This window comes from Paraburkholderia sp. BR13444 (assembly GCF_040948755.1).
Taxonomy (GTDB): Bacteria; Pseudomonadota; Gammaproteobacteria; order Burkholderiales; family Burkholderiaceae; genus Paraburkholderia; species Paraburkholderia youngii.
In genome coordinates this window covers 30,910-46,885 of the sequence record NZ_JBFPKM010000028.1, presented here as the reverse complement: position 1 = coordinate 46,885, position 15,976 = coordinate 30,910, and the positions used below count along the sequence as shown (strand labels likewise).

General features: G+C 63.7%; 10 protein-coding genes. 8 read left to right on the top strand and 2 right to left on the bottom strand.

The genetic code is table 11. From position 1 onward, the window contains the following. The 3 genes from AB3X95_RS38210 to AB3X95_RS38200 form a co-directional block, all read left to right on the top strand. On the top strand, positions 1-2,506 hold a 2,506-nt coding region (locus tag AB3X95_RS38210; RefSeq protein WP_368623950.1), incomplete at its 5' end, for a YadA family autotransporter adhesin. 90 nt (positions 2,507-2,596) lie between these two features. Then, complete coding sequence (locus tag AB3X95_RS38205; RefSeq protein WP_176105615.1) at positions 2,597-3,349, top strand: OmpA family protein; 753 nt, start codon at positions 2,597-2,599, stop codon at positions 3,347-3,349. Between the two features lie 250 nt (positions 3,350-3,599). Continuing rightward, positions 3,600-6,614, top strand: a complete 3,015-nt coding sequence (locus AB3X95_RS38200) for a response regulator (RefSeq protein WP_368623949.1) — start codon at positions 3,600-3,602, stop codon at positions 6,612-6,614. 95 nt (positions 6,615-6,709) lie between these two features. Here AB3X95_RS38200 and AB3X95_RS38195 read toward each other — a convergent pair whose 3' ends face one another. Further along, positions 6,710-7,498: an IclR family transcriptional regulator gene (locus AB3X95_RS38195; RefSeq protein ID WP_368623948.1), complete on the bottom strand. Its 789-nt coding sequence runs from the start codon at positions 7,496-7,498 to the stop codon at positions 6,710-6,712. 141 nt (positions 7,499-7,639) lie between these two features. Between AB3X95_RS38195 and AB3X95_RS38190 the strand changes: the two genes are divergently transcribed. The 5 genes from AB3X95_RS38190 to AB3X95_RS38170 all read left to right on the top strand — a co-directional run bounded on the left by AB3X95_RS38190 (position 7,640) and on the right by AB3X95_RS38170 (position 13,352). After that, the gene (locus tag AB3X95_RS38190) at positions 7,640-8,914 is read left to right on the top strand and encodes an aromatic ring-hydroxylating dioxygenase subunit alpha (RefSeq protein ID WP_176385139.1); all 1,275 of its coding nucleotides are present in this window, start codon (positions 7,640-7,642) and stop codon (positions 8,912-8,914) included. A 105-nt stretch (positions 8,915-9,019) separates the two neighbouring features. Then, positions 9,020-9,802 (top strand): SDR family NAD(P)-dependent oxidoreductase, encoded by a 783-nt coding sequence (locus AB3X95_RS38185; RefSeq protein WP_176126051.1) that lies wholly within the window; start codon positions 9,020-9,022, stop codon positions 9,800-9,802. A 16-nt stretch (positions 9,803-9,818) separates the two neighbouring features. After that, positions 9,819-10,781 (top strand): 2Fe-2S iron-sulfur cluster-binding protein, encoded by a 963-nt coding sequence (locus AB3X95_RS38180; protein ID WP_368623947.1) that lies wholly within the window; start codon positions 9,819-9,821, stop codon positions 10,779-10,781. 95 nt (positions 10,782-10,876) lie between these two features. Next, positions 10,877-12,136: a nitrate/nitrite transporter gene (locus AB3X95_RS38175; RefSeq protein WP_368623946.1), complete on the top strand. Its 1,260-nt coding sequence runs from the start codon at positions 10,877-10,879 to the stop codon at positions 12,134-12,136. 109 nt (positions 12,137-12,245) lie between these two features. Continuing rightward, a complete protein-coding gene (locus AB3X95_RS38170) occupies positions 12,246-13,352 on the top strand; it encodes a porin (protein ID WP_368623945.1) in 1,107 nt (368 codons plus the stop codon). 18 nt (positions 13,353-13,370) lie between these two features. On the opposite strand, the gene AB3X95_RS38165 is transcribed toward AB3X95_RS38170, so the two are convergent. Continuing rightward, positions 13,371-15,974 carry a response regulator gene (locus tag AB3X95_RS38165; RefSeq protein ID WP_368623944.1) on the bottom strand — a complete coding sequence of 868 codons (2,604 nt, stop codon included), beginning with the start codon at positions 15,972-15,974 and terminating at the stop codon, positions 13,371-13,373. Positions 15,975-15,976: the final 2 nt, after the last annotated feature.

Below are 15,976 nucleotides of genomic sequence, written 5' to 3'. Positions count from 1 at the left end.
CACCACGGGCGGCATCGACGCGGGTGGCAGCAAGATCATCAACGTGGCGGCGGGTGTCGACGCTGGCGACGCGGTGAACAAGGAGCAGCTCGACGAGGTCGGCAAGACGGCCAGCGCAGGCTGGAACGTGAGCGCGCAGGGCCAGAATGCGACGAACGTGGCGCCGGGCGGCACGGTCGACCTGAAGAACACCGATGGCAACCTCGCGGTGAGCAAGAGCACGGCCGGCAACGACGTGAACTTCGATCTGGCACGCGACCTGAAGGTCGACAGCGTGACGATGGGTGACACGGTGGTGAACAACGACGGCCTGACCATCAAGAACGGCCCGAGCATCACCACGGGCGGCATCGACGCGGGCGGCAAGACCATCACGAACGTGGCGGAAGGTGTGAACCCGGGCGATGCGGTCAACATGGCGCAGCTGACCGAGACCAACACGAACGTGACGAACCTGGGCGACCAGGTGACGACCATCGGCGACCAGGTGACGAGCATCGGCGAGCAGGTGACGAACGTGTACGAGAAGGGCACGAAGTACTTCCACGCGAACTCGACGGGTGCAGATTCGTCGGCGCTGGGTGAGGATTCGGTGGCAATCGGTATGGGTGCGGTGTCGAACAACGCGAACGATGTGGCGCTGGGCGCAGGCTCGATGACGGCAGCGGCGGTGGGTACGGCTGGAGCGACCATCGGCGGGACGGCATATGCGTTCGCCGGTGCCAACCCGACGAGCACGGTGAGCGTGGGCAGCGTGGGTAACGAGCGCACGATCACGAACGTGGCCGCCGGTCGCCTGAGCGCGACGAGCACGGACGCGGTGAACGGCTCGCAGCTGTACGCGACGAACCAGCAGGTGGACCAGCTGAGCGAGGACATCAGGAATGGTGCGGGCAGCGGGACGGATCCGCTGGCGGTGCATTACGACGACTCGTCGAAGGGCGCGATCACGCTGGGCGACGGCATCCATGGCACGAAGGTCACGAACGTGGCCGAAGGCGAGCTGTCGTCGAGGAGCACGGACGCGGTGAATGGCTCGCAGCTGCACGCCACGAATCAGCAGGTGGACCAGAACACGAAGTCGATCACCAACCTGGGTGACCAGTTGACGAACGTGTACGAGAGCGGCACGAAGTACTTCCATGCAAACTCGACGGGTGCGGATTCGTCGGCGCTGGGTGAGGATTCGGTGGCAATCGGTATGGGTGCGGTGTCGAACAATGCGAATGATGTGGCGCTGGGCGCAGGTTCGACGACGTCTGCCGCGGTGGGCACGAGCGGCGCGACCATCGGCGGGACGGCGTATGCGTTCGCCGGTGCCAACCCGACGAGCACGGTGAGCGTGGGCAGCGAGGGTAGCGAGCGCACGGTCACGAACGTGGCCGCCGGTCGCCTGAGCGCGACGAGCACGGACGCGGTGAACGGCTCGCAGTTGTATGCAACGAATCAGGCACTGGACCAGATCGGTAGCAATATCACCAACCTGGATCAAGGCGCGGTCAAGTACGACATCGTCGATGGCACGGTGAACTACAACAGCGTGACGCTGGGTGGCGGCCGGTCGTCGGGTCCCGTGGTGCTGACCAACGTTGCCGCTGGATCGTCAACGTACGATGCTGTGAACTACGGTCAGCTGCAAGCGCTGCAGAACGAGGTGACCAATGTCAACAGCCGGGTCACCAACATTGAGAACAACGGTGGCTGGGGAGGCAACGGTGGATCGGGCAGCAACCCGTACTTCAACGCAACGGATACCTCGTCGGATGACAGTGCCGTTGTCAACGTTGCGGCGCCGGGTACGGGTGCGGGCAGCACCACGGCTGGTTCCGGTGCGGTGGCTACGGGTGACAACGGTACAGCAGTCGGTTCGAACTCCAACGCCTCGGACAGTGCAGTGGCAATAGGCTCAGGCGCCGCGGCATCCTCTGGTGCGGTTGCAGTCGGTCAGGGTGCGCAAGCCACGGCTTCCAGCTCGGTTGCCTTGGGTCAGGATTCGGTTGCTGATCGGGAGAACACGGTCTCTGTGGGCTCCGCTGGGAGACAGCGTCAGGTCACCAACGTCGCGGCTGGCTCACAAGCAACCGATGCCGTCAACGTCTCGCAGCTGACGACCGTGGTTGATGGGCTGGGCGGCGGCGCTAGCATCGATCCGACGACCGGTGCGGTGACTGGACCGTCGTATCAGCTGTCAGGTGGCACGTACTCGAACGTGGGTGATGCGCTGTCAGGCCTCGACGACCGCATGAACGCTGCAGATCAGGCGATCAACGATCTGGCTAGGGGCGCTTACTCGGGTATCGCCGCGGCCACTGCGCTGACGATGATTCCGGACGTCGATAAGGACAAGACGCTGTCGATCGGTATTGGTGGCGGGACCTATAAGGGCTATCAGGCTGTCGCGATCGGTGGTACGGCGCGGATCACGCAAAACATCAAGATGAAAGCGGGTGTTGGCTTGTCCAGCGGTGGAACGACTGTCGGGGTGGGCGCCTCGTACCAGTGGTAAGCGTTTAGTAAGAGGGGGCGCGCCCCCTCTTTCCTCCGCTTCGAATCAAACAAATTTTTTCTTCTTTCGCTTCAAGCGAATCTACAAAACATGAAAAAGCACTTTTCAGTTTATCCACGCCTGGCATTGCTGGGCTCAGTATTGGGGCTTGTGGCGGCATGTACGACGCAATCGGGCCCGACCTACAACGCACATGCAATCGTTGCTCCGGACCAGAAAGCGCCGACTTATCGCGTCGAGTGCGGTGGTCTGCTCGAAAGTTCGCAAACCTGTTTCAAGGTGGCGGCCGAGATCTGCAAGGACAAGCCTGTCACGCTGGTGCAGGCCGTTGATGGAGTCAGGTCCGGTGTCAATACGAAAGATCCGCGCGAGGTTACCTTCATGTGCGGTAAACCGGTTGAGGCGCAAGCTGTCCCCGCCCCGGTTCCCCAACCTCCATCTCAACCGAAACCCGAACCTCGACCTCAACCCCAGTCTCAGGAGCGCCGCCAGGTCCTGCTGCAGGGCGACGCGAATTTCGCCACGGATAGCGCAGTATTGAGTAGTGCGGCAAAGGCGAGTCTCGATAATTTCTTGCGCGTGAATGAGGGCATCAACTTCCGACGTGTGACGATAATCGGTTACACGGATTCGACCGGCACACGAGCCCACAACCAGAAATTGTCGGAAGCGCGTGCCCAGTCGGTCCTGCAATACCTGCGTAACCGCGGGTTGATGGCCCAGAGTTTCGTCGCCGAGGGCGCGGCTGCGGATGATCCGGTCGCCTCGAATGCGACGGCTGAAGGGCGCGCGCTCAATCGCCGCGTGGAAGTGCGCGTCGTAGCGTCTGGAGTCATCTCCTGATCGTCCCGTTCAGTTGATACTCCGCCGTCGCCGTAATGCCGTTCAGTGAAGTAACTGAACGGCATTTATTTTTTTTCCATGAGACTTCTCGTGCGGACCTGTGCTCGTCGGTCCCTGCCTGAACGCGGCTCGAATGACTTCAAACGCGCAACGCCTCAGATTGGCCGTATGATGCTGAAATCATCTCCAAGGTCCCGGATCCGGGTCCGCCATGCCATCAAAGAGCACAGATTCCACTGGACATGAGCGTGTGACTTACGCACCCAATGGCGATGCACACATTGATGAGCCGAGCAGGCTAAACCGATATCAGCGGGCGCTGGTCATGGGGGCGGGCATCGCCATCTCGTTTGTGCTGGTGCTGTTGACCGGCGTTGTGCTGCACTCGGCGGTCGCGGAATACATAGAGGATCGCTACAGAGACTTCTCTCTACGCCAAACTCGCCTGCAACTGGAGTTCCTCGAGCGCGAAAGAACCTTGCGAGCCGCGATCCTGCATGAAGAATCGGGGTGGGGCACGCGACCACTTCCACCCGCGGCCCTCATCGACGAATTTGCCGCGCAGCATGGAGAAGTCATTCTGCAGAGACACGCGAATTTTGACCCGGTGATGATGCTCGGCGATGTTGGTCCGTCGCACCACGCATCGGATTTTGCACCGTATCTCGCGCTCGGCGTCGATTTCCATTATCGTGTTGGACCTTGGGCCAAGGTGCAGACCAATGCGGTGTCAGGCTATTTCTATTCGCCGGACCGGCGCTTCGTCGGAATTCTTCCTGCACCGGCATCGGGCAACCCGGTCAAGCAAAGCGGCACGAAAAACGTTCACGAGCTTCTCGACCGCATTGCACCGGACCTCGGCGATCTGACAGACCCAACGGTGATCTCGCGGTTGCGAGAGGGCGAGGGTGCGATCTGGTTTCCGCCAGTCACAGATCCATTCGGCGACCAACCCGCAATCCGGTTCGTCATGCCGGCTTTTAGCGAGGGCAAGATTTTCCTCGTGGCTGTCCGAAAGATTTACTTGAGTTCCATAATCGAAATACTTGCCGGCGGGCGCTACGATGAAGAATCGCTGCTGCTGGATTCCGCCGGCAACGTGATCCTCAGTACAGCCACGCCGGGTACCGACGGTACGCTGACGCAACGGATTCTCGAGTCTCGTTCGCAAGCGGCGGAGCGAACCGGGGAAAGCCGTCGCTATCGCAATCGACTTTTCACGGCCAGTGCGGAAGTAACGAATTCTGGTTGGACCATCGTTTACGCGTTCACGTGGCGCACGATTCTGCGCGACTTGGGGCCGCGCCTCGCTGCTTACATTGCAGTGATGCTGCTGGTCCTGGGATTCATGTGGCTGCTTCTGTTGATGCTCGATCACAAGCTGTTCAAGCCCGACTACGAACGTTCGCAACGAGTATTCGAAAGTGAAGCCTTGAATCGCGCGATGGTTGCCGCCGCGCCGTCCGGGTTCGCGCTGCTGTCTTTTGAACAGGGCGAAATTCTGTTGCAGAGCAACCTGATGCGTAGCTACGAACTGAACACGCATCCGGACGAACCACGCTTGCACGAACGTTTGCTCGCTCTCTACGACCACAGCCCCGGCGCTCCCGCGTGGCAGTCCGATCTGGAGATGCCGCTCAGGCTCGCCGATGGCCGGGTGGACGACCTGCTGGTGAGCATGGTGCGCACCAAATATCGCGGGAAAGACGTGTTGCTATGCAGTTTTTCCGACATCACGACGCTGAAGAACACCGAGCGCAAGCTGGACGAGGCGCGTGCCGCGGCGGACGCCGCCAACGAGGCGAAGTCGGCGTTTCTCGCGATGATGAGTCACGAAATACGCACGCCGCTCAATGCCATTCTCGGCAACCTCGAGCTGCTCGGACGCTCGCCGCTGTCGCCATTGCAGGAAGAGCGCGTAGGGGTTGTCACGTCGTCGTCCACTGCGCTGCTCGGCATCATCAACGACATCCTCGATTTTTCGAAGGTAGAGTCGGGGCAGATGACGCTCGAGTCGATCAGCTTCGATCTCGGTCAGGTGATTCGTGAGGTGGCCGCGATGTTCGAACCCGTCGCGCAGGCGAAGGGACTCGAGTTCGACTGCGTGATAGACGATGCGCTCGCGCCGCACTATCTCGGTGACCCCACGAGAATCCGGCAGATCGCGATCAACCTGGTCAGCAACGCGATCAAATTCACCGCCACGGGCGATGTCCTACTGGAGGTCTACCTCAAGGACGACACGGCCGCCGATTCTCCGATCGTGATCGGTGTCAGCGACACCGGCATCGGCATGACTCCGCAACAGCAGGAGACGTTATTTCATGCTTTTACACAGGCCGATTCGTCGATTGCGAGGCGCTACGGCGGAACAGGCCTCGGACTCGCGCTCTGTCTGCGCCTGACTGAATTGATGCATGGCACGATTCGGGTGAAGAGCGAGTTGAATGCCGGAAGCACCTTTGTCGTGACCTTGCCCATTCCGGTGAGTGCAGCCACCCCGGTCAGCGCCCCAGCGCATACCAAAGCCGAACCGAAATCCACCGAGATCGACACACACGCCATTCACATCCTCGTCGTCGACGATCAACTCGCCAACCGGGAGTTGCTCGTCGCTCAACTTGCCACTCTGGGATACGAGGCCGATATGGCCGAAAGTGGCGGGGCGGCATTGCGGCGCTTCAACGAGCGCCACTACGATCTGGTAATGACCGACATCAATATGCCGGGGATGGACGGGTACGCGCTCGCGCGCTGCCTTCGTGCCCAAAGCGCGCCGGTGCCGATCATCGCGATTACTGCGCACGTCGCGGCAGAAGTGCGCGCGCAATGCACGCAAGCGGGAATCGACGAGGTCCTGCTCAAACCTGTCCTGCTCGACACGATGGAAGCGACGGTGCGGCGGCTGGTCAACGAGGCAGCCAGGCGTCCCGCGAACGACACCGTGGCGAGGCGCGATATCTCGCAAGGGCCATTGCCCGAGCACATCCACGCCGCGATGACTCAGGCGCTGAAGGATTCGCTTCGGGAATTGCATGCCGCCATTGAGCTTGGGGATATGAAAACGGTGCTCGCCCAGCTTCATGCGGTACGCGGATCTTTCGCGATGATTCAGGAAACCGAAGTAGCGACTGCTTGCGCACAGATGGAGCAGCAAGCCAGAAATAACGACATCGCTGCCGTCAAGGATGGGCTCGAACGTTTCGAGCCACTTGCATATTCGGCGCTCGCGCGGCGCGTCATTGGCGTGCAGTCGGACGCATGAGTTTCGGCGTCAGCGCTGAGTCAGCCGGCGGCTGAACAGAGCGTCGACTTCTCCGCCGCCACTCCCGACGTCGGCCAGCATCTTCGATGCCGATTTCACCGACGCGCCACACTCGGCACCCGTCCCATTTCCCCTTGATGCCCCAGCGCGCGCGACAGATTGCCCACCTCTCGCTTGAGCAACGCCGCGAAGTGCTCGACGCGCTCGTCGGTTACGCGCACGCTCGGCCCGAAGATGCACACCGAACCCGCCACCTGGTTCGCACCGTTGAAGAACGGCGCGGCCACCGCTACTGCGCCGGCGATCAGCTCGTGATGGCTGGTGCCGAAGCCCTTTGCGCGGACCGCATCGAGATCGGCGGCGAGCGCCGCGACGTCCTGATTCGGATCGGTCAGATAGCGCCGCAGATCGTCCTCTGACAGCGGCATCTGCGAAAGAATCGTGCGGCCGCTCGCGCCGAGCACGAGCTTCTCGCGATAGCCGACTCCGCGCCGGAAACTGAGCGGCTGCGGACTTTCCAGTTCGGCCACGCAAATCCGGTAGGTCCCCTCCGGCACGAACAACGCGACCGTCTCCGAGGTCGCTTCCCAAAGCTCGCGCAGCATCGGCTGCGCGAGCTGCGCGATCGTATTGTTCGCCATCCACGCGTGCGCGACTTGCGCGACCGAACTGCCGAGCCTGAAGCGCTGCGGCTCGCCCGACGACGCGAGAAAGCCGTTCTGTTCGAGCGTATTCAGCAGCCGGTACAGCGTCGGTCGGCTCAGGTCCACGCGGGTCAGCAACTCCGCGACGGTCAATTCCTTGTCCCCGGGTCGGAACGCCAGAAGAATTTCTAGCGCTCGTTCGACTGCGCGCACATTTTCGTGCGGCTTTTTTTCTTCCATTTGAAATTTCCTTTCCGCGACGGTCCGCGTCGATTGCACATTGTAGTGAAAGTCCCTATCGGCACGAACTTGACTCACATCAATCTGTCCGTACAATGAGACCACATTCTCACACAACGGACAACCGGATTCGGAGGAATTATGGACAAGAACATGTCGGAGACGCTGGTTCGCACTGGCCCGGGCACGGCGATGGGCAATCTGATGCGCCGCTACTGGGTGCCGGTGCTGCTCGCGAGCGAAATCGCGGAGCCCGATTGCCCGCCGGTGCGCGTGCAGATCCTCGGCGAAAAGCTGCTGGCCTTTCGCGATTCCGAAGGCCAGCCCGCGCTGATCGACGAGTTCTGCTCGCACCGCGGCGTGTCGCTGTACTTCGGCCGCAATGAAGAGAACGGCATTCGCTGCTCGTATCACGGCCTCAAATTCGACCGCAACGGCAACTGCGTCGAGGTGCCGTCCGCACCGCAGGCGTGCAAGCACATGGGCATCACCGCGTATCCGTGCATCGAACGCGCGGGCATCGTGTGGGCGTACATGGGGCCGAAGGACCGTCAGCCGGCGCCGCCGGATCTCGAGTGGTGCAACCTGCCGGACAGCCACGTGTTCGTGTCGAAGCGGCTGCAGGAATCGAACTACCTGCAGGCGATGGAAGGCGGCATCGACACGAGCCACGTGTCGTATGTGCACCGCTACGAAGTCGACGATGACCCGATGCACCAGGGCACGAAGGCGCTCGACTACATCAAGGCGGACGGCAACGTGATCTTCGAGATCGAGAAGCAGCCGTTCGGCCTCACGCTGTTCGGCCGCCGCAACGGCGAGCCGGATTCGTACTACTGGCGCGTCACGCAGTGGCTGTTCCCGTGGTACACGCTGATCCCGCCGTTCGGTGACCACTCGCTCGCGGGCCACGTGTGGGTGCCGATCGACGATCACAACTGCTGGGCGTGGAGCATCAACTTCCGCCCCGACCGTCCGCTCGACGAGCAGGAACTCGCCGACCTGAACGCCGGCAAGGGCATTCACTGCGAGTACGAGGAGGGTGGCTCGTTCCGTCCGAAGGCGAACAAGGACAACGACTACCTGATCGACCGCAAGGCGCAGAAGGAGAAGCGCGCGTACTCGGGCGTGTTCGGCTTCGCGATGCAGGACGCGTCGCTGCAGGAAAGCATGGGTCCGATCCAGGACCACAGCAAGGAAAAGCTGTTGCCGACCGACCGCGCGATCGTGATGGCGCGCCGCATGATGTACGAGGCGGCCACGGCGCTGGTGCCCGACACCGATCCGCCCGCGATCGACGCCGACCAGCAGCGCGTGCGCGCTGCCGGCGTCTTGCTGCCGCGCGATCAGAAGCCACAGGAATGGGCGGTGATCCATCTGCACGACGGCAAGGACCAACCGATCTACACGATCTGATGCACGGCGGGGCCGGGCTTCTCTCCGCCCCCGCGTGTCGTCGTCTGGTCCGACTGGACCTTCTGCCCATTCCGCAAAAGGAGGCCGGCTGCGCGCCGGCAAGCAATGCAGCAACGTAAAAGACTCGAAGACAAGGTCGCGCTGATCACTGGTGGCGGAGGCGGCATCGGCGCCGCGACCGCGCGCGTGTTCTGCGCCCAGGGCGCTGCGGTAGTGCTCGTCGACGCGAATCCGGAGGCGCTCGCGCGCGTCGCTGAAGAACTGAAGGAGGCTGACACGTCGGCGCGTGTCGAGACGTTCCCTGCCGACGTGTCGGATGACGCCGATGCGGTGCGCGCGGTGCAGTTCGCCGCCGCTTCGTTCGGCCGGCTCGACGTGCTGGTGAACAACGCGGCGATGCGCAACTACAGCGCGCTCGCCGACGCGACGCCGGCCGAGTGGCAGGCGATGGTGTCGGTCAATCTGGTCGGTACGTCGAATTATTGCAGGGCGGCGCTGCCGTTCCTGCGTCGCGCGGGCCGCGCGAGTATCGTCAACGTATCGTCGTGCTATGCGGTGACCGGCCGCAAGGGCATGGGCCTGTACGACGCGACCAAGGCCGGCATGCTGGCGATGACCCGCACGCTCGCGTTCGAGGAGACCGCGAACGGCGTGCGCGTGAACGCGATATGCCCCGGTTCGACGCTGACCGGATTCCACGTGAACCGCGCCATTGCAGCGGGCAAGAGCGTCGAAGTGCTGAAGACGCAGCGCCAGGACACGTCGCTGATCGGCCGCTGGGCGTCGCCCGAAGAGATCGCGTGGCCGATCCTGTGGTTCGCGAGCGACGAGGCGTCGTACATCACCGGCACGACGCTGATGGTCGACGGCGGCCTGTCGGCGATGTGAGCGGAGGAGAGGTGGCATGAACATGACCGATTCCACGCTGATGGTGCGGGTCGCCGCACGGCGCGACGAAGCCGACGGGATCGCCGGCTTCGAGTTCGTCGATGTCGACGGCCGCGAGCTGCCGCCGTTCGAGGCGGGCGCGCACATCGACGTCTACGTGCCCGGCGGGCCGGTGCGGCAGTACTCGCTGTGCAACGCTCCTCACGAGCGTCACCGGTATCAGATCGCGGTGTTGCGCGACGCCGATTCGCGCGGCGGCTCGCTGCGCATGCACGACGCGGTGAACGAAGGCGACGCGCTCCGCATCGGCGTACCGCGCAATCATTTCCCGCTCGCCCGCCATGACGCGAAGCCACTATTGCTCGCGGGCGGCATCGGCGTCACGCCGATTCTCTGCATGGCGGAGCAGTTGGCAGCGATGGGCGCGGCGTTCGACATGCATTACTGCGCGCGCTCGAAGAGCCGTGCGGCGTTCGTCGAGCGAATCGCCGCGTCGTGGTGGGCGGACAACGTGCAATACCACTTCGACGACGAGCACGGCATGCTCGATCTGAAAGCACTGCTGACGGGCGACGCGGACCGGCGGCATCTGTACGTGTGTGGTCCGCAGGGCTTCATGAACGCGGTGCTCGATACGGCGCGCTCGCTCGGCTGGAGCGACGATCGTCTGCATTACGAATACTTCGCGGCAGCGCCGCCTGCCGGCGACGGCGGCTCGTTCGACGTGCGGCTCGCGCGCTCGGGCCGCGTCGTGCCGATTGCGGCTGATTGCACGGTCACGCAGGCGCTCGCGGCGGCGGGCGTCGACGTGCCGGTGTCGTGCGAGCAGGGCATCTGCGGCACCTGCATCACGCGGGTGCTCGAAGGCGAACCCGACCACCGGGATCTGTACCTGTCGCCCGAGGAGCAGGCCCGCAACGATCACTTCCTGCCGTGCTGTTCACGTGCGAAGTCGAGGGTGCTGGTGCTCGATCTGTAACGGCAATCGCCGGCGTCGGTCACAGCAGGCGGCCGGCGCCCTATCCATCAGAAAGAAAACGGGCGGCCGCTGGCACGCCCGGCATTGGAGGAGTCATGGAGAAGAATCTGGCGTCTTCGGAGGGCCTGTCCGCGAACGTCTGGCCCACGAACGGCGCACGGGAGGCGAGCAGCGCCGACACGAACCCGTATCGCTGGGTCGCGCTGTTCATCGTCTGGGCCGCATTTCTGCTCAGCTATGTGGTCCGTGTGGCGTGGAGCACGGTGGCCGCGCCGGTCGGCGCGTCGCTCGGCATCAGCGTGTCGATGCTCGGTGCGTTCGTGACCGCGTTCTACGCGGGCTATGTGCTTGCGAACGTGGTCGGCGGCATGTTGACCGATCTGCTCGGCGGTCGCGCGATGCTCACGCTCGCGCTGCTGCCGCTCGGCGTGCTCACCTTCACGTTCGGCTATACGCATTCGCTCGCCTTCGGCATCGTGATTCAGGCGGCGATGGGTTTCGCGGCGGGCGCCGACTACTCGGCCGGCATGAAGATCATTCCCGCATGGTTCACGCGCGACCGGGGCCGCGCAATGGGCCTCTACACGACCGCGACGTCGCTCGCCGTCGTGATCGCGAACGCGGTCGTGCCGTCGTTCTCAGCGCGGCACGGCTGGTCGAACGCATTTCATATGCTCGGCATCGTCACGTTCGCGTGGGGCATCGTCACGTTGCTGCTGCTGAAGAACCGGCCGTCGAACGAAGCGAAGCCCGCGCGCAACAGCCTGCAGGACATGCTCGGCCTGTTGCGCAACCGGAACCTGATCGCGCTGTCGATCGCGGGCTGCGGCGGCTTATGGGCGACCGTCGGCTTCGCTGCATGGGGCAACGCGCTGATGACGCGCCAATACGGCATTGCGCCGATCGTCGCCGGATCGATCGTCGCGTCGTTCGGCATCGGCGCGGTGATCGCGAAGCCGACGCTCGGCTGGATCTCCGATCTGCCCGGCGTGTCGCGGCGGATGATGTCGATCGGCTGCCTGATCGCGTTCACGATCGCGCTGCTGGTATTCGGCTACTGCTCGACCGCGCATCAGTTTTATCTGGTCGCGCCGATCCTCGGGGCGTTCTCGTTCGGCTATCTGCCGGTGCTGATGGCACAGGTGAGCGACGCATCCGGCAAGCGCCTCGCCGGCGCGAGCGCCGGCTGGACCAATGCGATCTGGCAGTCCGGCAGCGCGGTGTCGCCGATGGTGGTCGGCTCGCTGTATGGCGCGAGTCATTCATTCATGCTCGCGCTCATCACGCTCGCGATCGGACCCGCTATCGCGGTGGTCGCGATGTTCTTCGTCAATCCGCACATCGCACGCGAATGACCGACTCTCTCCGGTAGCCGCCGCGGCCACGCGCCGGCTACCGCGACCACACAGATCGAACAATCACGCTTTCGCAGCACAAAACAACTCAATTTCCAGCAGGAGACACATGGTGAAGCACAAGCCTCTCGCCAGGCCGTCGAAGGTCCTTTTTGCATGTGGTATTGGTATCGGCATCAGCGGCGCGGCGCATGCGCAGTCGTCGGTCACGCTGTACGGCATCGTCGACTCGGGGGTGACTTACGTGACTCACGCTGTCACGCCGCAGGGATCGTCTGGCACCCAGGTCGCGCTCGGCACCGGCAACCGGCAGAATTCGCGTTGGGGTTTCACCGGCAAGGAAGATCTCGGCAACGGACTGCGGGCGATTTTCACGCTCGAATCGGGCATGGCGATGAACACCGGCGCGCTGCAGCAAGGCGGGCGGCTGTTCGGCCGGCAAGCGTTCGTCGGACTCGAATCAGACCGCTACGGCGCGATGATGCTCGGCCGGCAGATGACGCCGATGTACCGCTACTTCCTCGCGCTCGACCCGCTCGGTTATTCCAGTTACGGCCTTTCCGCGCAGGACGCGCAGTTCGTCGGTCGCGCGGATAACGCGGTGTCGTATCTCGGCCATGTGGGACCGTTCGAGCTGAACGCGCTCTACAGCTTCGGCTATGACGCAGTCGCCTCCAACGTGCCGGCGGCGGGCTCGTTCCGCGTCGGCAAGCAGTACGACATCGGTGGACGCTACGTGCAGGGGCCGCTCAATCTGACGTTCGTGTACGAGCAGCGCCAAGGCTCGGTGATCGCGACATCGGGCGATAGCGAGCGGCGCTACGTGGCCGGCGGTTCGTATGCGATCGGCAAGGCGACGCTGTACGGCGGCTACGAATTGCTGCTGAACGATGTCCCGTCGACGCTCACCGCATCGCCGCCGCAGTCGATGGCGTTCGCGGGCGTGCGCTACAAGGCGACGCCGGCGCTGGACCTCGCAGCCGCGACTTACTACCACGCTTATCGCCACGTCGACGCGCACGCATTGAGCACCGGCGTCAACGCGGACTACTGGCTGTCGAAGCGCACGGCGCTGTACACCGACATCACCTATGTGATCAACAGCTCGAAGGCCGCGCTGAGTGCGACCGGATGGGCGACTTCGGTCGCGACGACGACCGTGAAGACCGGCGCGAACCAGCTGGCGGTTGCGATCGGCGTGCTGCACAAGTTCTGACGGCGGCGGCGCGCGCGCTCAATCGCTCAGTGCATCGCGATGATCGCGCGGGCCTTTCGCCGACGCGTAATATCGCTGCAACGCGTCGGTCGAGCGCGCGCCCAGCGTGCGGACCTGGACGAGCCAGTCGGTTTCCACCGGCCACTCACCGCCGATCACGCGTGGATAGATATGTCGTGCGTAGCGATGCAGTGCCTTCGCGCCGATGTTGCCGCTTACGCCAAGCAGCGCATGCAAGCTCGCGTGCGTCGCCTTGATATCGACAGCCGCGCTGTTTGCCGCGAGCCGCGCGACGAGCGAGCGGATCTGTTCGATGCCGTTCAGGAACGATTCGTCGAGCAGATCGAGCGAGACCAGTTCTTCCAGGTGCGGTTCGTCAAGCAGGCTTTCTTCAGCGATAGGGGTGGCCGCGTGCGCGCTCGCAGTGGGGGCCAAAGCCACCGGCGTCGCCGCAAAATCCGTTTGCGCGCTTTCGCCCGCGGTTTTCGTGATTCGTTGTGAAGACGGAGCGTCCGCAATCGGCGCGCCGCGTGTGCCGAACTGCCGTGCGAGACATGCGTACAGCGAGCCGGCTTGCACCGGCTTGATCAACACCTCGTTCATCCCGGCGGCAAGGCAGGCCTGCACCGCTGCGGGATCGGTGTGACTGGTGAGCGCGATGACAGGCAGCGTCGCGTACGCATCGGTGCGCGCGCGAATCGACTTCGTCGTCTCGATGCCGTTCATGCCCGGCATGTTCACGTCCATCAGGATCGCGTCGATGAAGCCGTCTTCGTGCAGGTTGGTCAGCACCGCCTGACCGTGATCGGCCTCGATGACGCTCGCGCCGCAGCGCTCCAGATAAGCCTTTGCGACGAGCCGGCTGTAGGTGTCGTCGTCGGCGATCACGAAGGTTCTGCCGGCGAAGCCGTCGGGCAGCTCGCCCGGCTGATGCCGCACGCCGTTGTCGAACAGGGCCTGCACCGCGGTGATCAGCTCCTGCACACTCGACGTCTTGCCGATGATCTCGTCCATGCCGGCGCGCCGCGCGCGCAGCCGCACCGCGTTGCCCGGTTCGGCGGTGTAGGCGGCGATCAGCACGTTGCGGTTCGGGCAGTCCCGGTCGGCCCGGATGCGCTCGGTCGTCGCATAGCCGTCCAGATCGGGCATGCTGATGTCCATCAGCACGAGGTCGTAGAGCGGCGCGCGCCGCAGCGTGGCGAGCGCAAGCTCGCCGCCCGACGCCTCGCTGACATAGGCGCCTGCCTTCGTCAACACGCGGCGGGTGCGGGCGCGCAGCGTAGCGTCGTCGTCGACGACGAGCACGCGCTTGCCCTTGAACGCCGGCATCGCGCGTTCGAACAGGCGCCGCTCGTGCTCGGCGACCTCGTCGGCCGCCACCGGCGGAAAGCGCAGCGTGAATGCGGTGAACTTGCCGAGTTCCGATTCGCAGTCGATGCTGCCGCCGAACGCGCGCATCGCGCGCTGGCAGTACGCGAGCCCGAGCCCGGTGCCGCCCGAGTTGCCGGCCGTGCGAAACGGCTCGAACAGATGCTGCAGGATCTCCGCCGCGATGCCGGGGCCGGTGTCGCGCACGATCACCGAGTCGCTATCGACGGTCAATGTCAGCGTCGCCTGCGGATACGCGACGATGTGATGCAGCGCGTTCTTGATCAGGTTGAACAGCGTGAACAGATAGACCGTCTCGTCGACCTTGAACACGAAGTCGCGGTTGACGACGACGCTCACCTTCGCGCGTTCCTTGTCGTTGTCGAAGCCATATTCGGCGAGCGCCTTGCGCGTGGTCGCGCCGGCATGCAGGTAGCTGAGACTATCCGGGCGGATCGATTTCGCGGCGACTTCGTCGAGCGTCATCGCGATGATGCGCAGGCCGCGCTCGATCGACAATTGGCCCTGCGCGAGATGGTTGTACATCAGCGAGGCCGTGCCGTCGGTGAGCGTCGGCGCCGCGCCCGCCTTGTTCGCCGAGGGCAACGCTTCCTCGACGCGGTCGAGCACGTGCCGCAACTGGCTCAGCGGATTGCGCATCTCGTGCGCGATGGAACCCGCGAGCGCCTGCAACGCGCGGTTCTTTTCGACGAAGATGCGTCCCTTGCTGATCGCGTGGCTGAACGCCATGCTGCACAGCACGACCACCGGCAGCAGCGCGAGATTGGACTTGTCGTCGGCGCTGAGAACGATCGGCGTCGGCGAGCTCAACACGCCGGCAAGGCCGCCGGAAAACACGCCGATACCGATGCACGTTATCAGCAGCAGCGGGTTGTCGATACACAGCGCCAGAATGAAGATCATCATGACCTCGGTCATCATCCACATCGTGGAGAAGCCGTTTCTGACGGTCAGGAACGTGCAGACGAACGGCAGCACGTAAATCAGGCAGCAATGCCAGTAGATCAGCAGAGCGGGGTTGTAGCGCCTCGGCCAGCGCGCCTGGAACAGCAGCGGGACGCAGACGGCCGCCGCGCTGAGCCGCAGCAGCAGGTTGTCGTAAGGCTGCGGAAGGAGGTAGGTCCAGACGATGTAATAGATGGGGTGACACAGGAGGCCGAGTGCGCCTCCCCATCGAATCGCGAACCTGCTTCTTTCCAGCATATCCCGCATGCTTTCGCGCGGTCTCGCCATCA